Raw genomic sequence first — 23,072 nt, forward strand, 5'->3', positions numbered from 1 at the left:
TTACAAATAAAAAACAATTATCCGCAAGATACTACTTGTAAAATGCGGATAATCGAGTTAAAGAGAATTCTTATTTTCTTTCAATAACAATATTGTCGAGATACAAGTCACCGGCAGCTGATGAATTGGCTTTCAATTCAAACGTATTTGCCCCTTTTCGTAAGGAAACTGACATTAAGGCTGTATTCCATACAGTATTGTCATTATCAGTTTGTGCAAACTCCGGAGTACCTACTTTGGTATTGTTTATATACATGTCTACGGTATTGACTGTAGCCGACGGAGCACGATAGCGGATACGGATTGTATATACACCATCTTCCAGTGCAGTAACAGCATCACGTACGGCAGCTGCAGAACTAGCACCAAAGTTTATATATCCCTGTGCTGTGTAGTTACGTATCGGCTCCGAATCTCCTTTTGTCACTCTCTTAGTCACATTCTTAAAATCAAAGCATTCAGCCTCATACTGATAAGCGCCCTGATAAATTTGTGGAGAAGCGGGAATCTGGATAGATGCTGCAGTAGATACAGTTAAACGATCGGTGGCTTTTCCTGAACAATTGACCGTCAAATCCAATGGTCCGTTATGAGTGACAGTCAGCGTATATACATCTTCTTTCCAATTCTCGGAAACTTGTGCAGTACCATTGGCTCTGGAAGATACAGAATGAGTTGGTTTGGATGTACATCCACATATCTTGATTACCTCCGTTTTGCTCGAACCACTAGGGTCATAGTTATTCATGTAGAAGGTGAGCTTATTGGCATATTCTTTTATAACACTTACAGTATATTTGGAGTAAGCCAATTCCATCTTGTCACATGTATTGTATTTAAACGGAATTGCAGCATTCCGTATTCCGGCAAGTCCGTTATAAACCACCCAACCATTTTCTATACGTCCTGCATAAAGTTCTCCCGTATACTCTTGCGGGAACCAACGGTTGAATTTTCCAACTTTAGTATTTACATCGCTCCAGGATCCTTCGAAAGTTGATTGGTTGATTTTATACTGGAATGAATTAGCTACATCGTCACACAATTCGAACACAACAGGAATCGTAGGATAACGGCCCGTTTTCTTAAAGTAACAATGATTATCCCAAAGATTGCCATCATCATCGCGAAGGTAAAGCCCTTCATGCAAATTCTTCGGGCTGCTATATTTAGCATTATCATCACCGGAATAGACATCTTGAAGAATCACCACTTTCGTGCGGTCAATAACTTCTTTCCGGGAAGGAATACGAATTGTTTTATCAATAATCTTACGGAACATATCTATATTGATATTGACAAATTGCGGAAAACATTCCCAATTACGGCTCTGATAACCATCACCTACATTGACTTCATTCGTCTCCTTAAAACATTGCTGCCATATAAGTTCAGGTCCGTCGATAACAGTCTGACCTGTCAGCATTACATGCTCTATAATAGGCAGCGCACCGGTAGCCGGCGGGAAATCCTTATCGCCATTCTGTCCTTTCTCCTCTGTCCAGCCGCATTGGTCGAAACGGATGCCGTACTGACCAGCAAAACCGGAGAGCCACGTGCCTAAGCAAATTCCTTCGACATTGAAGAAGCCACTTTGCGTGGTGTATTTCTCACACATAATGAAATTTTCAGAGTACAACTTGGCAGTTTGGGCAAAATCAGAATTACGCTTCACAAGAGCAATAGGATTAATATTAGCCGACCAAGTATTACCACAGAAACTAACTACCAGATATCCTCCATATTTATGAGTAAGTTTCAAAAGTTGATTCCAGTGAGCCACTCGTTGTAACCACGATACAGAGAACTGGTCATCATACCCCCAAAACTGCTCACAATAATTGAAACCAAGAAAGTTGGGATATTCTCTGAAAAACTCATCATATACCCGAACCTTATCGTCACTTTCAAATTGACTATATAAGCTGACATCCTTAAAATGACTAAAACCGCCGCTTGAAGGCTGCACCATCGCCCACACATTATTTTCAGCACACGTCCTCAACCACGACTTTGCTATCTCATAACCATACTCGCTTACATTATAGTTCCCAGTAGCCTCATCATGGCTTACAGACAACGAGATATTAAAAATGGTAAACGGACGAATATCAGCCGGAATAAGGTCTATGATTTTCTGAGGATCGGCATAATTCCATGAATCGATATGAACAAACCATGCCGGTTGTTCAGGAGAGATAGGACGGCGTAGCGCCCCCGTTACCGGAGGAATTTCGGGATTGTCTCCTTTAAAAAGATCCAGTTCGATGACAGGTGTCCGGTCGGTAAAAGTGAAACAGACAGATTCGTCACCAATAGTACTCACTTGTTTAAACTGACTGGTAAGTTTGCCGCTTACCGCCTTGTCAAGGGTACGAGACTTAGCTCCGTATTTTACAGTCCAATAGCCGTCAGTGTTGATATCCACTATCGGTGCAACTGTATTGTTTTCATCCAACACCTTGACTTTTTCATCATTCTCAAACGTTAGCCAGGCATCATCAAGAGTCCAATAATATTCATCATGTTCTACTTTGGCACCTACCTTTGGAGAATAGACTACATCCTCTCCTCCGCCTTCCAATGCTGCTATCTGAGCATACATACTGAAGCTTGTACCATCCGACAACTCAATCGTATAACTCGCACCATTATTCACCGGATTGTATGTCTTTACAGCCAGGTCCTGTTGTTTGGCCTCAATAAGCTTACGTAATGCCTTGACATTAGTATTAATATTCTCGACAGCCGTACCGGGTTTCGGTACAGAAGGAGCGTCAGGATCAATGACATCGTCATCTTTACAGGAACCAAAAATACATGCACAACATACTATTCCGAGAAAGAGTAGGTATAATAGCTTACTTTTCGTATTTAACAAATTCATTATATTCCAACTAGTTATTATTATCATTAAAATGTCAATCTGACTGAAGTTATACTGTTAGCAGATAACAACACCGTTATACCTTCAGCAGATTCCATCAAACCAGTATCGATCACTTCCATATTTTTTGTTTCGTTCGTTTCAACGGCACTTACTCTCTTTATCCCTATTAACGGTATTTCCAACCACTGGGAAGCGCCATTCAAATTCAATAATACGATGGTCACTTCACCGGTCTTTTCATCCAAATAAGCAGTAGCACAGACTTCTTCATTATTTGTAACTGCCTTAATTCGAGTTGTTTCTGTTGCATATTGAGCATAATGAGCCATAATATAACCATTCTTTGTGATTTCTCCTTCACTCGTCGGACTCCGTTTGTCCGTATCGCCCATCAAACCATAAAAACGCTTCAAATACCAATATATATAAGCACTGCAATACCCTTCCATACACATGTGGATCTCTTTTCCAAGATGATTGAGACTATATTGCCATTTCAGGAATTCCCATTTCGAAGAATCATCAGAATTCTCACCGTCATTAAAAAGATGTTCTGTCATCCACCATGTCTTTCCTTGAATACGTGAATACACACCACAGACGTAATCGTGGCGGTTCTTAACATATCCGCTACTCAAATCTGTAAACCCTTGATAGAGATGTCCGGCTAGAATATCCGTTTGAGCAAATGCTTCAGCGTTGTTGATAATAGGATCAGTATATTCAGGCTGCATACCACAGGCTTCCGGTGACATCAGTTTCACTCCTGTTTCCCGTATCCTTGCTCCGTATTGTTTTACAAAATCCACTACTTCAGAAGGAGTCCAGTACGTAAATTCCATATCCGGTTCGTTCTGGACAGAAATCGCATAGAGGTTCACCCCTTTTTCCTTCATAAATGTTACATAACGGATAAGATGGTTTGCATACGCTTCATAGTTTTCTTTTTTAAGGTGTTTCATTTCCTTTCCATTCACCGTGATTTTATCTGCAAGCGCATCTGTACAATCCCATGGACATGCAAAAATAATTGCTCCATTAGCTTGTGCTGCCTTTGCTGCTTCTACATCTGCACTCCAATCTGATTCGTTGGGATAAATCATCAAGCGAAGGATAGAATATCCCAATCCGCCGGCACCATACATCTTATCTAATTGTGGTGCAGAAATAAGATTGTCACCACACCAGATCTTCGGATTGTACATGCCGCCAAATCCTACAACCGGCTGATATTTCACCATAGGATCAACAGTTAGTGTAACAGACTTGTACGCTGGAGCTTGTTCTACCAGCAAATCAACAGTTGTTTCATTAGTTTTATCGAATAAGTGAATGGTTTGTGTACGCTTTTTCATCGTACTGTTTGCCCCACAAGATACACGAACCTTCGTGTACTGTTTTTCCCCACTACTATTCCCACCTGATGTAGGAGTAACGCTTTTTACGATCTCTCCTTCACCGAGAGTTATCTCCCAAGAAGTCTTCGCCCATTCCACCACAACATCCGTCTGACTTTCCCCAGTACTCACAGTAATGGATTTTTTAAGAAAGAGCGCATACGCGCCCTTTCCTTCATCCATTTCTTTTTTTTCATCTTCCCCTCCCGAACAAGCCCCCAAGAGGATATTCGCAAGAAAGAGCCAAAATAAAAATGTAATATTCTTCATATATAAATAGTCCTTTTAATCCAGAGGAGAGGATTATTTCAATCCGTCCACTATACCTTCATACATTTCATTACGGTTATAGTCCGATGTCCAAGGACACAGTTTATAACCAGTATTGGTCTCTGTAATACCCGATATAGAGATTCCGTATTGCTTGTCCGCAGGAATAAGTCTTCGATACTCCTGCATGATAAAAGCCATATAAGAAGCAGCGGCAGCTCTATCTTCTTCTGTTAATTTATTAATCGCAATAAAGTTGCCATCCAGTTCTTCCACCATCATGCTAAGATCGGATACCCGTATCAGTTTACCAGTCTTACCTAGTTTATCAAACAGATTGGTGATCATCGTTTTATTGCCTTCCTGGAAAACAACATCTTTGGAATAAATTGCATTGAGAAGAATATTGTACCCGTCAATTTTGGTAACGTTGTCTTCTTCCCAAGCATTAACTAAAGATATGAGCTCATCAGCCATATTCCCCATTTCATCATATTGACCAAATGTGTTGCTGACAAAAAGCTCAAGATCTACATTGGCATTCTTCACTGTATCACGGGCAATCTTCACGGCGGTACGTGCATAGTCTACTTCACCCAAATATTCACCCCAGTTAAATGTATTATCATTAACAGTCTTATCCAAAGGATTACCAATGATATTCCAAGCTTTTACACTCTTCGTTTCATTCACACCTGCATACACCATACCACCAATCCATTTTTCCATTTCTTTAGTGAAGATTTCCTTTTTCTCTTCTGGAGTCTTTTCGATATGTTGCGGCTTGGCTTCCCATGTAAAAATCAAATTATCGATGTATGCTGTCCAGTTGCCAGAACTGGAACCAATCGCAAATGTTATTTCATTGAGGTCTTTCATTACATTGGGTATCTCAATTGTAGTAGCTGGAACCGCTTCACCCAAAGCAGTGTAAGTACCTTCCTTCACAAAGGTCACAAATATACCCCCACGTTTCCACTTTTTGTCTTCGTCGAAACCATATTTATCCGCATTTTGACCAAGAGTGATCAGCTGACCATTAATTTTAACGAACATTCCAGAACCATACTCACCATTGCTGAGACGCATATCCATTGACATGCCAGTATAATCTCCAAGAGTCTTACCATCAGCTAACTTAACAGTAAATTCTGGAAATGAGTGTACAGCCTTATCTATGTAAAGTACATGACCAGTCTCTCCATCTGGATCTTCTACTACAGTAGCTGCTCCACCACCAGCAGCACCCGCTCCACTTTCAACCATAGGATACACTGTATTCAGATTATCCCCTTCAAAATTGATAACCGTAGTACCTTTTCCGGATACTTCATAGTCCATAGAAATATTATCCAAATAAAATTGTGCACCACCCGATGCGGAACCTATCGCTAAATCAAATTCTGTCAGACTTCCTAAACTTTCGGGTACTACCAATCCGGGAGCGGTATCATCTTTCAGATTAATTGTTCCTTCACGTTTCCATTTGTCACCTCCGCCACAGAAAGTAGCTCCATTCATGACATTTCCTTTCTCGTCTTTTCCTAAATTAAATTCCTGTCCCTGAATGAAAACTCGTAAACCTGTTCCATAAATTCCGTGATCTGCTACAAAACGCAAATCTATATTCAATCTAACGTAATCTCCGAGTTTTCTTCCTGCAGGCAAAACTACGTGAAATTTAGGATAGGAATAAGCAGCTTTCACATCATTTGTTCCCACATGTAAAACATGACCGCTTTCACCGGCAGGGTCTTCCTCAACTGTAGCCGAGCTATTACCTGTCATCGGATAAGTCGTACCGATAGCATCATTTTCGAAATTAAACAACTTAGTCGTTCCTTTTTGTACTTCTACCGGAATATCTATCGGCTCAATAAGCTTATTATAATATGCGGCACGCTGTCCTTGGTTTGAACAAAGTACCCCTCCATAAAGAGTCACGCCAGCCTCCGCTGCTACATCGGCAGCCGTTTGCATGCCGCCAAAATTGTAAGTACCGTCCTCCTTTAATGTATTTAGCGGATCGTAAGAACCGTTCATATCCACTGCATCAAAATTGGTAAACACTGTACTGAATGCAATTTCTTTCTTTGCAAATTCGCTTCCCGGTACATTTACAGCCAACTGAAAAGGTGTACCACTACGGTCAATATACGACTTCAGCAGGTCAAATTGAGCTAAATATTCGTTGATAGCTGCATTCTGTGGTTTCTCTACTTGAAGCTGGCAATCATATTCGTCTGTACACGACATTATCGACGCAGCGATCAGTGTAGAAGCAATTATCTTGTTATTGATGTATTTCATATACTCTTGATTTTAACGTTCATATCAAAACATCATTTTCTCACTACTTCGAGTGACTTGCCACCATACACATTACGTGTACGTAACACCAAAGTGTCTTTTGTTGCAAGCTGAATGTTATTGTCTGTCAGATTGACTGTATAGTCAAGATAAATGGCATTCCTGTCTTTTCCGCCAAGACTATTTTTCTCACCTTTGCTGACAAACTTGCCACTACCGCTTACCACTACATTCTGCGAACCAGAGTGTACAGTGCACGAACCATCTTCAGCAAATGACAAACGAACAGTATAGCTAATATCCTTACCACTCTCATCTTTGGTTTTCAGTGTCAAAAGATTGTCTTTCATACTTTTAGTAGAAATATTCACAACTTCATCATTTTCCACAAACTGTTCATGGCGAATAATATCTTTTGATGTACCTGCTACAGTAGCATGATCAATGCCACGACGCAAGTACTCTCCGTGCCAAGGATTCACATACTTCACTGCATACAAGACAAAATTCTGCGGCAATATGCTCCAATCACTGGCATTAGTTAACACCGGATTTTCAACAACCGGCTTCCCTTGCAAAATAGAGTCTGCCCCCTGAACATTAGTCATCAACAAAGGAATGACATAATTCTCACTGATCGATTTTTCATCAGCAAAAAAATCATCCGTCAACTGCACTTCTACTCCCGCCATTATTTGCCCTTTAGGAATCGCAATTCGATCGGAAGCCAACGTGTAATAAGAAGCCGGCATAGGGACAAGAGGCTGATCTGTATCTTTAAAATAAAGATTGTCACACAAGGACTCATCTACTTTAAAGTTTATCACCACATTGTTTCTATTAGTATATCCTCCACCCCAAGCAGCTTTTATTACCATTTTATGCTGATTGTCAAGAGTATTATCCACAAATTCACTCTCACCAAGCTCTATGGTACGAAGTCCGTATTGGTTGGCAAAATATACTGTCTGGTAATCGAAATCAGGAAATTCATTGTCACTACTTTCGCATGACGTCCAAGTAAGGATCAATAAAACCAGTCCGATATATGCTAAGTTCTTTTTCATAACGTACTTTTAATTAAATATAATTCTATAATTATTTCCACCCTCTATTTTGTACAAGGTTGCTGAACTTAAGTATTTCAGAATTTGGAATCGGGCAATAATACATGTAATCTTCATAATTACGTTCTTCGACAACGAATTCATTAAAAGAATGCCCATCTCTGTCCCAGTCGATACCACGTACCGGCTCGTTCAAGTTTTCTTTCCAACGACGTATATCCCAGAAACGGAAACCTTCAAAACAGAGTTCCAGACGACGTTCATTACGGATAAGATTAGCCATTTTGTCTCTATCGCCCGCACATTGTTCCAGATAAGGATCAGAAGTACCGCCTATACCGGCACGCTTACGAATAGCCTTGATTACATCATAAGCCGAATAACCATTTCCATTATCTCCTTTAGGTCCCCACGCTTCATTAGCCGCTTCAGCATAAGCCAAATACATCTCTGTATAACGAATACGTGGAATATAATGCTGCTGATTCGTAACCGATCCGAGCGCACGATTCACATCCATACGCAGTCTTTTCTTCATATAATAACCGGTACGTGTAGATCTCTGCTCTTTCACATCTATACCGTCATCAGTGCCCGATTTGCGCCCTGTATATATAGGTACATCGCCTACTCCAGCTACACTTCCGTTATAGATAATATATTTTGCCAAACGAGGATCACGTCCATTATAAGGATTATTCTTATTATAGTTACTGTTAGCAATGTCCGAGATAGGATACCCATTAGCCATAGGGAACGCATCAACAAGGTTTTGTGACGGATTCATATTGCCACTACCATTCAAAGAAGGCGGAAAGTTATTTGCCTCCTGTGAATTGGCAGCCTCACTATTACTAACATTTTCACGCCAAATAATCTCTTTAGGATTAATGCCTTTTTGCAAGTTCTCTACTACTTCTTTTGAATAATATTCCACTCCTTTATCATCCAATCCACCCAATCCTCCATTGTAGTTGAGTACAGCGGCAGCCGCATTAGCAGCATCGGCCCATGAAGCAGGATTAGAGGCATCCTGAAAAGCCGGACTAGCAGCCAAAAGAGCAGTACGAACACGATAAGCACGTGCAATCAGACCATTGAATAACTGACGGGACTTCTCTCCCATTACAGTATTATATTTACCTTTATCCTGAGTAATACTCTGAAAATCGGCAGGTACCTCATTCACATCATTATACTCCCAAGGAAGTAATTCTTCGGCTTTTTCCAAGTCACTATATATCTGCTGTACACAATCAGCAAACGAAGCACGAGGTAAATTAAGGTCCGAGTTTATAGTAAGATACTCTGTCAAACGAGGTACACCGAGCAGTTCTCCGTTTTCTCCAAATCCAGCATGTGCACGAAGCAAATAGTATAAAAACATACCGCGAAGTCCATAAGCTTCCCCCTTGGTACGACGAGCAAACAATTGTGCTTTCTCTGCATCATCCGACCACCTTACCTTATCCACATTTTCCAGGAAAAGATTGATATACTGGATAGAACTGAACGAATTGGTCCATTGATTGATAGGCGTCCATAACCGGGAAGTCCAACCACCGGTAGCCATCGTGAGAAATGCATTGTTCTTCTGATTAATGACAGCATCATCTGTTGCATATTCACTATTATCATAGTATCCCGGAACGCAACGGTACACATTCACCAGGAAGCCTTGTGCATATTGAGCATCGTCGTACATCTGCTCCACATCCTTGAAGTTCTCGATGGCCGGCTCGAAAAGGTCATCGCAACTATTCAGCATCAAGGCAGCAGCTACCAAAAATATTATTTTCTTTTTCATATTATGTACTATCTTTTTTAGTTAGATTTAGAATGCGGCCTTAAAGCCTAGATAGAAATTCCGGTATTGGGGAGCCCCCAAACTCATCTCCATATACTCACGTTCTTTTGCAATTGTAAGTAAGTTGCTTCCACCACAATACAAGCTAAGCCCACGTATAAAAGTTCCGTTGAAAGTATCTGTAGGAAAATCATAAGTAAGCTGCACATTACTCAAACGGAAAACATTATTCTTGTACATCCAGAAAGTAGAATTACGGAAGTTATTATCACCATTGCTGGTAGAAAGACGAGGATAAGTAGCTGTTTCTTTCGTTTCTTCAGTCCAACGTCCCATAACGATTTCTGAGAACTTGCTCGTACCTCTGTTCCAGTAATAAGAATTATTTTTAAAAGCCACCGCACCGGTTTGTCCCGATCCCATTGCAAAAAGAGTAAAGTTCTTGTATTTCAATGTCAGATTCAAACCAAAAGTAAATGGTGATGTAGACCATCCGCCTGCACCCAGATCAATCTGGTCATCACTATTGATTACACCATCGCCATTGATATCCTTATACTTCAAGTCACCGGGACGAACTGTACCGAATGTCTGCTTGGCATGTTTCTCGATATCAGCCTGATCTTGAAAGAAACCTTCGCAAACATATCCATAAGTTGCATCAAGTGCACGCCCCTGGCGCAACAAATAAGACTCATTCGCCACTTCATCACGAATAGAAGCTTTTGAAGAAAATACCATTCCATTAAACCCGAGAGTCACGTCGAAATCACCAATCTTTTTATTTGCACTTAGTGAAAAATCAAAACCAGTACGTTTGTCTTCATTATAATTGATCCAAGGTAAAAATGAAAGATCTGTACCTAAATCGAAAAACGAAGGATAAATAGTAGAAGCACCTTGAGTAAGAAGTCCACTAGTCTTCTGAGTAAAATAATTCGCATTAATTCTCAACAGTCTATTGAATAAAGTGGCGTCTATACCTGCACGAACTTCCTCACGAGTGATAAAGTCAAGATTCGGATTGTCACCTCGTTTTGAACCGGTCGTATTACCACCCACCGTTCCGTCATACCATTGAAACCAACCGCCTTTGTCAGAAAAATAGCCCTTATACATATAGTAATCAGAAATATCAAGATCCTGATGCAACTTGGCATAAGAAGCCGTAATCTTCAGATCGTCCACAAAGCCTACACTTTCCATAAACTTCTCTTTACTAAGTCTCCATCCCAAAGTGACCGATGGAGAAAAAGCGTTGCGATTTCCTTCCGGCAGCTTGGCTGAATGTACCAAAGCACCACTAAAGTCTGCATAATATTTATGATCGTAATTATAAGAAGCACGCAATCCCAGATTTACGTTGCTGGTACGATGATAATCACTACTCTCATGACCTTCATCAGCCGAACTTTGTGTCTGATATCCCCATCCCAACAAGGTCGCAGATACATTATGGAATGTCTTAAATGTACGGTTATAATCAAACTGTGCACTGAAAGTCATGGTCTGGTCGTAAGTCGATTTACCTACATATTCGTTAGTTGATTTTGTATCATCATTGAATTTGATAAGTCCGATAATCATATCCTTACCATTCACATTAGACCATTTAGGCTCATAAATAGCATACTTTTCAGCATAAGCTTCTGAATAATAAGAAGTGTAATCTACGCTATAAGCAGTTTTGAAAGATAAGCCCTTTAACAAGCCTCCAAGATCCGCCATCACAGCCACATCAAACATAAATCTACGTGCTTTTTCCTTCGTATATCCAGCAGCAAGCAATTCGGAAAACGGGTTTGTCGTGTCTGCCGAAGTACCTCCTAACAGATATTTACCGTCTATAAGATGATTGCTGTTGGTTATATATTCCTGTATATATGCAACATTAGGATCCATCATATCAATGGGTAATAATGGCGCAAACCAGTTGGGGCGCAATGTAGAAGCCGCTCCCCAAAAGTCACCACGACCTTGATAACTATTGTCAAAGATAATAGCAGCATTAGTAGTTGCTTTAAGCCATGAAGCCAGTGCCATATCCACATTACCACGTACATTGAAACTCATATCATAAGCTTTCTTTGACTCACCGTATTTCAACAGGCTATTAGCATAATTCATACCGAAGTTCAAGTAATAATGAGTCTTTTCATTACCTCCATACACTTCACCCGTAATATCAGAATTAGTATAGAATTTTCTCAAATAATCTGAACTATAAAAATCTATGTCCGGATAACGATAAGGATTAGTACCCATTGCTGTGTTATAAATAGTACCGGCATCATACCTTTCTGCTATACCGTCATTACGACAAGCTTCATTGTACATGGTCATATAACAATCTGCATCCAAGTACTTAGGATAAGCCTTCGGGACATTCACCCCTACATTGGCACGAACATCAATATGCATGGGTGAATCTTTACCTCGCTTGGTAGTGATAAGAATTACTCCTTTCGCGGCACGGCTACCATAGAGTACCACAGCTGCCGCATCTTTCAGCATGGATATACTTTCCACTTCCGAAGCCTTTACACTTGATGCACTACGAGGCACACCATCTACCAGCACCAACGGTCCTTGTCCCCAAAGGGATGATCCATTGTAACCACCGACAAAACTTTCAAGGCCCACAAGGCTATTATTGTTAGCGGTCTTCTTTGTCAGCTCTGACGTGTTGACAGTAGAAATGGCATGAGTCAAATCTTCCTGAGCAACTTTGCCGAAAGCCACATTCACTAAGCTGTCCTTGCTTTCCTCTTGTGCCTGCACACCTGTCATGCTAAGCAATGACATGGCAAAAACAGTACAGCCGATATATATAAACTTTCTATTCATATTTCGCGTCATTATTAGTTAATACGTCATGATTACCATCCCGGATTTTGACCAAAGCCTTCATACAAGTAAACATCTTCTTTGGGTAATGGCAGCCAATAGTGCCTGTCGGTATACTTTCTCTCCACTAGTACCACTTCTTTCAAGTTCATGATTTCATTCTCCTCCGGTTGCTCTTTGTTATAGTTTGCGGTAGGTACACGGTCAAACTCAATCTTTGTCTTCAAGGTATAAGGACTCTTATCAAGAAGCATCCAACGACGGAGATCCATAAAGCGGAAGCCTTCAAAAGCAAGTTCTACGGCACGTTCGCGGCGAATCTCACCAAGAAAGTCTGTCGTATTTCCTGTAAATCGATCAAGTACGTGAGCCACACCAGCACGGTCACGAATCTCATTGATAGCATCTTCAGCCGTCATATAGAAGCTAGAAGCTTTACTTTGCGGAGAGCCATAACCGACAGCCGTTGCCTCCGAGTACATCAGATAAACATCCGCTAAACGCATCAAACTTAAAACAGCGTAGTGAGCACCTCTGACGTTAGCATTATTCACTATTTTTAGACAGAGTTTACTATTCATATAACCTGTAAAACACCCTTTTTGTGGATCTTTCTCTTCACTATCCGCTCCATTCGTATACAACTGGCAATACTGTCCGTTTCCAGTTTCTCCACACCATTCACCGTCAAATATGATATCTTTATAAAAACGCGGATCACGATTTTTCCAAGGATACTTAGGATCATATCCTGATTCTGCATCGGCTTTTGTCATATCTTTGATAGGATAACCATTAGCCATACCAAAATAATTTACATAATTAGCAGTCGGATAACATTTGATACCAGCATTGATATGAGAACGCGGACGAAAGTCCGTATTCATGTTATAGTTCCAACGACCATCATACTGCACTAGATTTTCGCGGAAGATAGCTTCTTTCACCCCGTTAAGCTTACCGCCGGAATTGTATACGACAAACAGGTCGTTATAATTTTCCATATCTGCTAATTCATAGCGTTTAGTATCCTCAACAATCTTCAAAGCTTCGCCAAAAGCTTCAGCCGCACGCTTACAACGTTCCGCATCATACTCTTTGTCACCTCCGGAAGCCCAGTTCATTAGCGGACTACCCGCCCAAAGCAATGTCTTCCCTTTATAGGCCAAGGCCATAATCTTATTAATACGAGTATCATTCAAACCAAGAGTAGCTCTACCAGCTGTCGTTTGATCCCAGTCAACGGGAAGCAAAGGAACAGCATGGTCAAAATCAGCCACACATTTCTCAGCACACTCTTGCCAGGTAAGTCTGGATAATGCAGGAGCAACATCCGGCGGTAATACTTGGTCAACATAAGGCATTCCACCCCACCATTCCATCAACATAAAGTGAAACCATCCACGAAAAAAATAAAGTTGTCCTTCAATAAGGTTACGTTCTTCTTCTGTAGCACTTACCAAATTACCAAGATTAGCTATACCAATGTTAGCCTTACGGATACCATACCAGCAAAGTTTCCACAGATTACCCTTATCACTGCGTTCCTGTGAATTAGCCTTTCCACCACGTATAGAAGAAGGATAAGAATAATAACAGGTAGTCCATCCCCAAAAATCACCATAGTCAATATTACGGGCAAAGAGGCGAAGCTCCTGTGGCTCCCAATAATCTTCCTCACCAAAATTAAAACTAGTATGATACTCACTGTTTGATACAACAGGTATACAGTTATAGAGTTCCTCGGTAAATCCTTGGAAATTCTTGAAATTCTTATATGGATCATTTTCTTCAATGTCACTATATGGAGATTTGTCCAAATAGTCAGTACAAGAAGTAGCTCCCAACATACCGGCCAAAGTGATGACCGACGTAAGGAATATTTTATTAATATACTTATTCATAGTCTTTACTTAGTATTTATAAAGTAATGTCGATACCAAGATTGAAACGGCGCATGGTCGGATAAGCACCATCAGAAGAACTATATCCGGTATTAGATTCACGATCATCCGGCATTTTAGTCCACATATAAAGATTATCACCGTTCAGATATATACGGCAGGTTTTGATCCCCATCTTCTTCAACCAATTTGATTTTTGGAAAGTATAGGACAATTCAACGTTTTTCAAACGCAAATAAGAACCGTCGTACCAATATCTTGTGCCTGATGCTGCTTGGTCAATAGTAGTCCCCCAACGCGGTGTGGGCAGAGTAGCCGTCCCATCGGGAGTCCAATAATCACCTTCAGCATAAGCTACATGGGCAGTGCTACGGAACGTCGGGAAATTTACCTCACGAGTCACATTGTTTACTCCATAGAACTGTGCGAAAATGCTAAATCCCTTCCATTCAGCTCCGATTGAAGCATTGTAAGTATTCTGAGGCATCGTAGAATACTGATAGGGAGCACGGTCATCAGCATCAATTACACCGTCGCCATTAAAATCGACAATGTTATAATCTCCAGGGAGTTTTGCATCATTACCCGTTGTCCAAACCGGACTTCCAATCACGTCATCCCATGTAGCAAGATTACCATGATCAATATAAGAATATACCTGATTGATGGCGTGTCCCGCCCCTTTCTGATAATCAGGTTTCAAAGGTGCATCATCACGGAATTTCACTTTGTTGACAGCATGAGTCATGCTAGTATTGAGCCAAGCACGAATACCATTATTAAATGTATGGTTCAATCTCAATTCCAACTCATAACCATGACTGCTCACTTTACCGAGATTAGCATAAGGAGCATCAGTTCCAAAATAAGAAGCTATCGCTCTATCGCTTCCCTTCACCAAAATATCAGTACGAGTGTCATTGAATATATCCACCGAACCGGCAACCGCCCCTCCTAAAAAAGCATAATCAATACCTAAATTTCTCTTTTCTACAGTTTCCCATGAGATATTAGGATTCCCCAGTCGACTGATAGTGTAGTAAGTATATGGAGTATTGGCAGGCTTAATGTTACCCATCAGTGTGTTACCTCCATAATCCAACTGATTTTTATATAAGAAACGACCATCTGTAAATCTTTGCCAAGGCTTAACCACCGCATCATCTCCCACTCTACCCCAAGAAGCTCGTAACTTCAACATATCGAGAAATTTCAGATTGTTCTTAAGAAATTTTTCCTCGCTAATCATCCACCCTAACGAAAAAGAAGGGAAGAAAGCAAAACGGTGATCAGGACCGAACTTCTCTGAACCATTATATGCACCATTAGCTTCGAAGAAGTAGCGCATAGCATAATTATAAGTCAAACGAAACACCCAATCTTCACGATAAATAGGGAACACACTGCCCGACGCTTCTTTCAAACGACTGAAAAGCGCAAGAGCAGTCACTTCATGTTTGCCGAAAGTTCGTGCATAATCCATTTGCATGGAATAATAGAGCTTACGATAAGTAGCACCAGTATTTACGCTACCAGCCTGATGTTCCCAATAGATAGGATTGATAATAGCATCCAAACCGGTACCAAGTTCAGGCTGTTCAAAAATAATTTCTCCAGTATCAGGTCTAACCCACATACGCTGAGAATTATGATACATATCATTAACACCACGCTTATTTTCAACGAATGTATAGTCCATTGAGAAATTAGCTTTGAATTTCAGCCCTTTGGTAAGCATATGCAAATCTTGCTCAAGGATAAAATCGGAAGTCATCTTTGTAGTCGTACGTTTCTCCGATCCTGCTACAGCCAGTTTGTATACGGAGTTAGGCACATCGGCATCACGAGGTTGATACCATCCCCACATACCGTTAGAATAAATCGGACGCATGGCATCAGGTGCACTTTTATAGGCTGCTGCCCAAAAAGTTGCATCCTGGTCATTATAGTCCCATGGTACGGTACGCTGAGCATTCGATCCAAATAGATTGGTAGAAAACTTCGTGGTTTTGGTCAGTTGGAAATCCAAATTACTACGCACATTAATACGATTATAGCCAAAACCATAATCGTAGCCACGACGGTTATCATATACTTTAAACAAGTCACCCTCGCTTACAAAATCAGCCGCCGCAAAATAACTGACAATTTTTGTACCTCCGGAAACATTGACACTAGTATTGTAAGACATGGCTGTACTATTAAACAGTGCTTTCTCCCAATCAGTATTAGGATAACGATCCCATTCTTCCGCATTGGCAGGATGACGATACTTATCAATAATAGAAGTCGGAGTATAGTCATTCCAGCCATTAGGATTAAGGCAAGCCTCGCGTTCAATAGAGTTATTCAACAGATAAAAAGTATCGTATGCATCATACTTCTCCGGTAGTTTGGATGCCACCTTAGCTGTTACATTAGCTTTGATTTGCACACTAGCTTTTCCTTCCTTACCACGTTTGGTAGTTATAAGAATTACACCATTGGCACCCTTCACACCATAAACAGCCGTAGCTGAGGCGTCTTTTAACACTGAAATATTCTCTACAGACGAGATATCTACCGAACTCATCTCACGTTCAATACCATCCACCAATACCAAAGGCTCACTATTATTCCACGAGCTCTGTGTACGAATGATAATCTGAGGATCTTCCGCACCAGGCATACCAGAAGAAGCAGAAGTAATAACTCCCGGCAAAGATCCTGTCAGTGCCGAACCAAGACTAGTTACACCACCGGCACGTTCCAACGTCTTGCCACTTGTCTGCGTGATAGCACCAACCACAGATGCTTTTTTCTGTTGTCCGTAACCTACAACCACCACTTCTTCCAGTTGTTTGGTATCATCTTCCAACGTCACTCTAATGAGACCTTTAGAAACCACTTTTACCTCCTGTGGTTTCATTCCTACATACGAAACAATAAGAACTGACTTCTCACTGGGCACGGTCAACACAAAATTGCCATCTATATCTGAGATCGTACCTACTGAATTATTACCTTTTAAAGTTACCGAGGCTCCAATGATTGTCTCACCATTACTGTCAAGAACCGTTCCCCTCACCGTTATCCCTTTCTGTGCTGATGCTGTTACAAAACTAAACAACATAAGGAGAAACAGGTAAGGAATTTTTTGAATTTTCTTCGTTACATTTTTCATTACCATTAGTTTAAGATGTTAATTAACTACATTGTTTTCTAATCATCATTCTTTTTTAATTGCATTAGCTATCATTATAAATATCGCCCATGGTTGCTAGTATTAGATTTATATAAAAAAAATAATTATTTGCAAGTAGCGTATAATCCAATTGTAGTACCGGTAAATCCACCAGCCGTTGCTGTAGAGAGATAACTGGAATCTACATCTTTACAAAGCAGTTTCCAACTTTTTTCGCCATCAACAGAATAATAGAAATCATAACCAATACCTTGAGAAATCAATTTTAAATAAATTTCATTCGTATCTGTTATTATTTCATCAGAAGCCAATGTCTGTTCCTTTTCACCAATTTGTTTCAGAGAAATATTTTTATTCTCACCCACTTTATTCAAGCAAAAGAAATATTGATGCGTCTCATCTTTAAACAACAGCATTCCGGCTGTTTCCTTATCGTTAGAAGGATTGAACAACATACGGGTAGCACATTCAAATTTATGATGTTGTAACCGACGGCAGACAAATGCCGGAGTTTTCTTTTCCGTAGCGCTAATATCTGCACACTTCAAGGTCAGATATCCGGGCGTTTCCGTCAATGAATATAAATCGAATGCAGAAGTTCTCAAAGTCATCCAAGTCATGTCGAGTATAGGAGAATCAAAGTTCTCTATTAACTCGAAATTACCATAAGTAACTGTCGTATCTCGTTTCACCCCTTCACGTCTTATAATCATAGGTACTAAATCATCGCCTTGTGTCATGTACGGGAACCCGTCTTCACTCCATTTCACCGGCATCATAAATGTTTCACGTCCCAAATTCTCAAACTGATTATTGATAGGGCGACAAGCCAGAAAAACAGCCCACCAATCTCCCTCTTTTGTTTGAATCAAGTCTGCATGACCAGCACAAGTTACCGAATTCGGACGATCAGAATTTAAATGTCTTTGCGTCAGAATCGGATTATTTTCCCATGGAAGAAATTTACCCATCGGAGAATCACCACGGAAAATCACTTCCGAATGCCAGTTCCCCGTTCCACCTTCGGCGGACATCAAGAAATACTTTCCATTTATCTTATATAAATGAGGGCCTTCTATCCAAATTGGTTTGTCTGCCGGTTGAGCTCCTTTGTTTACTAGAATTTTACGGGGACCGATCGTCTTATCCGTCTTCACATCAAACTCTTGTATACGTATGGTACGATGCCCACTATATTCAGGCTTATTATCCGGAGCCTCATCATTATTAACAATATATGCCTTACCATCTTCATCAAAAAAGAAAGAAGGATCAATTCCTCCGACTTCCGGCAACATGACAGGCTCTGACCATTCACCAAACGGATCTTGTGTCTTAACAAAGAAATTCCCGGCTCCCACATTGGTAGTCACCATATAGTAGGTCTTATTATGCGGATTATAGGAAATAGCCGGAGCAAAAATACCGCCACTCACTTTCTGTCCTTCCATCTTCACTAATTGCGAAGCACGATTCAACACATGCCCTATCTGTTTCCAATTCACCAAGTCCTTGCTGTGAAAAATAGGAACACCGGGAAAATAAGTGAATGTAGATGTTACCAGGAAATAATCACCTTCTCCATTTGTGCAAACACTAGGATCGGAATACCATCCCGGCAAAATAGGATTATAAAAATAATCTTCACCTGATAGAGGATTGGAAATATAAAAATCATCATTTCCTTTATAAGAAAAATAATCAAAGAGAGCCACAGATTTTCCAATAGTCGGTAATTGTTGTTCTTTCTTTGAGTTACATGACATCATTGCTATCCCCAACATAAATATGGAGAGCCAAACGATTGACATTGATTGTATAACCTGTGTATTCTTCATAATACTTCTTATTTTCTTTATAATCAAATATGAATTACTGTTCTTTCCTGCAAAGATATGCCAGCTCATAAAACTACAGACATAATTATGTTACGGGCTTCTTTTCCCAAATAACATCTTCATTTTCAATGTTACATCTATCTTTCCTCTTGTAGCGCACCCAAACAATCACACTGATTATCAACATATTACAATCTTACTTTTTTTTATAAAAAGCTATTCAAATCCCCAATAATCCAGATTGAAAAGTTTGTTTCCTTTCTCTCCTTTAAAGCAGAAATAAAGATCATGTACACCCTTTGCATTCTTTATCCGGCATGACATCTGTTTATATATATCCAGTCCTCCTGTCGGTGATATACTGACACTGCCTATTACCGGACCTTCTGTGCTGTCCAGACGGATTTCTATCATTCCGCCTTTTTCAACACAAGCTGCGCTTACACTGAATTTCTTTGCTCCCTTCTTGCCAAAGTCGACACCACGCACACACAGATATTCATTATTATCGATATCGGTTATATACAAACCACCATTCTTATGATTTTCAGCTTTAAGACCATATCCCCAAGCCATCGTTTCAGCTTCCACTCTACGGTAAGGATTAAAGTTTTCAATCTGTTCCAGTTTCGTCTCCTGCCAATAAGGAACTTCCTGAATAGTTCCATCCGGATTATAATGCATTTTTGCAACAGACGTGGAACGACGTTCCTTATGATCCAATGTTTCCAAATGAAGCAAATCATAATTTAGGCCAAATACATAAGAGCTACCTTTATAATCGATAATTCCAGGATGATTTCCTCTACTCCGCTCTGTTGGACGCATAATATATCCTTTTGTACTCCATGGTCCGGTAGCTTTGTCGCTCATGGCATAGCCAATCCCTTCCGGGCAACAAGTTGAAGCGAAAGCCATGTAATAATGCCCGTTCCGTTTATACACCCACGGACCTTCCTGATAATGTTCCGGTTTATTTTCTACTTGTACAATTTCCCCCGAATATGAAATCATATCCTCATTCAGTTTCACATAATAAACATTCGGATTGCCCCAATACATATACGCTTGTCCGTCATCATCAATAAATACGGTCGGGTCAATGTCGTACCAATGCTCCTTCTGCCAAACCAACGGTTTGTTCAATGGGTCTTTAAAAGGACCGTAAGGAGAGTCGGAAACCAATACGCCAATACCATTACCGTGAATCGGACAATACATATAAAATTTGCCATTACGTTCGATGACTTGTTCTGCCCAGGCACCGTTATCACGTTTCACCCAATCAAAACTCTTCAGAGAAGCGACCGCTCCATGATCGGTCCAATTGACCATATCGGTGGAAGTATAAAGTAACCAGTCCAACATTTTGAATCCTTCGGCATCATCCTCATCATGAGTTGTATAAAGGAAAACGGTATCATTATATACCATCGGAGCCGGATCAGCGGTATATTTTGTCTGGATAATAGGATTTTGTGCCACTCCTGAAGTGGCGGCAGTCATCGCCAACAGGAGTAATACACCCCCAAAATTCAAGTTTTTCATATTCTATCAGTTTAAACAGTTATTTGGTTATTAATACTCCACCATTGCAAGGAATAGATAGTTGCAATTCTTGTTTCTTTCCTATTCCTATTTGTTTTACGCTACCCTGCAATGCCTTATCATCACTAAATAGTCTCACCTTTTCTCCATTGGAGAACATCGGCAAATTAACTTTAAGTTTCAGTGTTTCCTTCTGCGCATTTACTCCGGCAATATACCATTTGTCGCCATGACGACGGGCAAGAATAACGTATTTACCAGGATAACCGTCAATGAAACGTACCTCGTCCCAAGTCGTTGGAACCTCTTTCATAAAATCAATAGCCCACGACGGAGCATCGGTCAGGTTATTCGGTGCCAAAGCAAAATGCTGTACCGGACTCTGAAATAGAACCGCCGTAGCCAGTGCGTAGACATCTGATGTCACCCGCCGGCTTCCCCGTGGAGCATTATCCGCATTATAATATTTGTTCAATGCACTACCTCCAAAATCCATGCTACCCACAGTGTTACGGATAAACGGATGCAAGGTGGCATTAAAAGCCTCATGATCACAACTGCCTTGAGAAAAATGAAGATTTTCACTAGCCAATACAGCCTCACTCGATGCGAAGTTAGGATACATACGTTCCCAGCCACGAGGCAAAGTACATCCATGGAAAATAACTAAAAGACCGTACTCATTTGCATCCGACAAGATATCCTCATACAACTGCATGGTCATTTGCTTGTCACCTCCGAAAAAGTCAACTTTTATTCCACGGATACCAATGCTTTGCATCCATTTCATCTCCTTACGTCTGGCTATCGCATTATCCATAATACCTCTCGGAGTTTGCGGAGCATCATTCCAATACCCATTCGAATTATACCACAAATAAAGAGCTACCCCTTTGTCCTTCCCATATTTAGCCAATTCTTCAATTTTATCACGTCCTATTTGTTTATCCCACAAGGCATCCACCAACACAGACTGATACCCCATTGCTGCCGAGAAATCAATATACCGGAGTTGCTCTTTGTAATTAGTACTTCCATCCATACCGATAATCCAGCTCCATGAACCCCTGCCATACGTATACTCTCCTTTTGCAGGATAAAGCGGTTTTACAACATCAAAAGGAACCGTTGTCTCCACTATTGGAGCCAAAGTCTTGCCCACAGTAATAGTACGCCAAGGCGTCTCGCCCGGTAATGCTATCCCCGGAGAAACCGTACCATTCCCATTTGCTTCACCTTCTTGCGGAAATCCAATGGTATATGTCCCTACTTCTTGTCCCAACAGACGGCTCGCACAATATCCGCCATTTACTCCCGTTTCGGAAACAAGCGCCCAACCGTTATCTCCATTACGGAACAAACAGGGAAATGTATATCCTTCTCCCCAGCCATTTTTCCCTGCGACATCATCTGCCGTATAAGACGTCTCATAACTTGGAGAAGTACGGGCAAATCCTCCCATCGGTTTACTTTGCGGACAAAGGAAAGTGGTGGTTCCGTCAGGAAATGCAAATCCTGTGACTTCTTGCTTAACCACGCAACTTAGTGTCTCACCTTGCGGATACATCTTATATTTAAAAGCAACATCGTTATTACTTATGCGGAATATAACATCATAAATTGTTTTCCCTTGTTGTGTAAACGAAAATACAGCTTCATTTGCCACATAACGAACCTTGCTCTGCTTAATAGAAGCCAACTCGTATGTTTCATCTATTTTATTTGTTGAAACATTTTTCTCTAGCGACATCCCCGATGAAAAATCTCCTATATTTGCTATAATCCCTAATGGAGATGGCTTCAAAAAGAGAACATTGTCATAACTAACAGAATAAGAGGGTCTTCCATCCATATCTGCGACTGTTACTACCAACTTTCCATCAGGACTTGTTATCTGTTTATTTTCTGCACTTGCAACGCTACTACCCAATAGCATAGCCATTACTATAAAAAACTTCATCATATTTCTACTTTTTAGATTCTTTTCTACTGACATAATCACACATTCTA

11 protein-coding genes are annotated in these 23,072 nt (G+C 40.5%); all 11 read right to left on the reverse strand.

Annotated features, from left to right (window positions below; translation table 11 throughout):
* Positions 1 to 70: 70 nt before the first annotated feature.
* Positions 71 to 2,887, reverse strand: a complete 2,817-nt coding sequence (locus tag I2I04_RS00990) for a glycoside hydrolase family 98 domain-containing protein (protein WP_229126895.1) — start codon at positions 2,885 to 2,887, stop codon at positions 71 to 73.
* A 26-nt stretch (positions 2,888 to 2,913) separates the two neighbouring features.
* A complete protein-coding gene (locus I2I04_RS00995) occupies positions 2,914 to 4,557 on the reverse strand; it encodes a glycosyl hydrolase (RefSeq protein WP_195654065.1) in 1,644 nt (547 codons plus the stop codon).
* Between the two features lie 33 nt (positions 4,558 to 4,590).
* Positions 4,591 to 6,867: an endo-1,4-beta-xylanase gene (locus I2I04_RS01000; RefSeq protein ID WP_195654066.1), complete on the reverse strand. Its 2,277-nt coding sequence runs from the start codon at positions 6,865 to 6,867 to the stop codon at positions 4,591 to 4,593.
* A 32-nt stretch (positions 6,868 to 6,899) separates the two neighbouring features.
* Positions 6,900 to 7,934, reverse strand: coding sequence for a DUF5627 domain-containing protein (locus I2I04_RS01005; RefSeq protein ID WP_004322246.1), 1,035 nt, complete (start codon positions 7,932 to 7,934; stop codon positions 6,900 to 6,902).
* Between the two features lie 31 nt (positions 7,935 to 7,965).
* On the reverse strand, positions 7,966 to 9,741 hold the full coding sequence (locus tag I2I04_RS01010) for a RagB/SusD family nutrient uptake outer membrane protein (protein ID WP_195654067.1): 1,776 nt from the start codon (positions 9,739 to 9,741) through the stop codon (positions 7,966 to 7,968).
* 27 nt (positions 9,742 to 9,768) lie between these two features.
* Positions 9,769 to 12,588: a SusC/RagA family TonB-linked outer membrane protein gene (locus I2I04_RS01015; protein WP_195654068.1), complete on the reverse strand. Its 2,820-nt coding sequence runs from the start codon at positions 12,586 to 12,588 to the stop codon at positions 9,769 to 9,771.
* 32 nt (positions 12,589 to 12,620) lie between these two features.
* Positions 12,621 to 14,492 carry a RagB/SusD family nutrient uptake outer membrane protein gene (locus tag I2I04_RS01020; RefSeq protein WP_195654069.1) on the reverse strand — a complete coding sequence of 624 codons (1,872 nt, stop codon included), beginning with the start codon at positions 14,490 to 14,492 and terminating at the stop codon, positions 12,621 to 12,623.
* A gap of 16 nt (positions 14,493 to 14,508) precedes the next feature.
* Positions 14,509 to 17,661 (reverse strand): SusC/RagA family TonB-linked outer membrane protein, encoded by a 3,153-nt coding sequence (locus I2I04_RS01025; RefSeq protein ID WP_195654070.1) that lies wholly within the window; start codon positions 17,659 to 17,661, stop codon positions 14,509 to 14,511.
* A gap of 119 nt (positions 17,662 to 17,780) precedes the next feature.
* Positions 17,781 to 19,514, reverse strand: a complete 1,734-nt coding sequence (locus I2I04_RS01030; protein WP_195654071.1) for a glycoside hydrolase family 43 protein — start codon at positions 19,512 to 19,514, stop codon at positions 17,781 to 17,783.
* A gap of 216 nt (positions 19,515 to 19,730) precedes the next feature.
* Complete coding sequence (locus I2I04_RS01035; RefSeq protein WP_195654072.1) at positions 19,731 to 21,062, reverse strand: glycoside hydrolase family 43 protein; 1,332 nt, start codon at positions 21,060 to 21,062, stop codon at positions 19,731 to 19,733.
* Between the two features lie 19 nt (positions 21,063 to 21,081).
* On the reverse strand, positions 21,082 to 23,058 hold the full coding sequence (locus I2I04_RS01040; RefSeq protein WP_195654073.1) for a glycoside hydrolase family 97 protein: 1,977 nt from the start codon (positions 23,056 to 23,058) through the stop codon (positions 21,082 to 21,084).
* Positions 23,059 to 23,072: the final 14 nt, after the last annotated feature.

The organism is Bacteroides sp. 1001136B_160425_E2, from assembly GCF_015559655.1.
Classification (GTDB): domain Bacteria; phylum Bacteroidota; class Bacteroidia; order Bacteroidales; family Bacteroidaceae; genus Bacteroides; species Bacteroides luhongzhouii.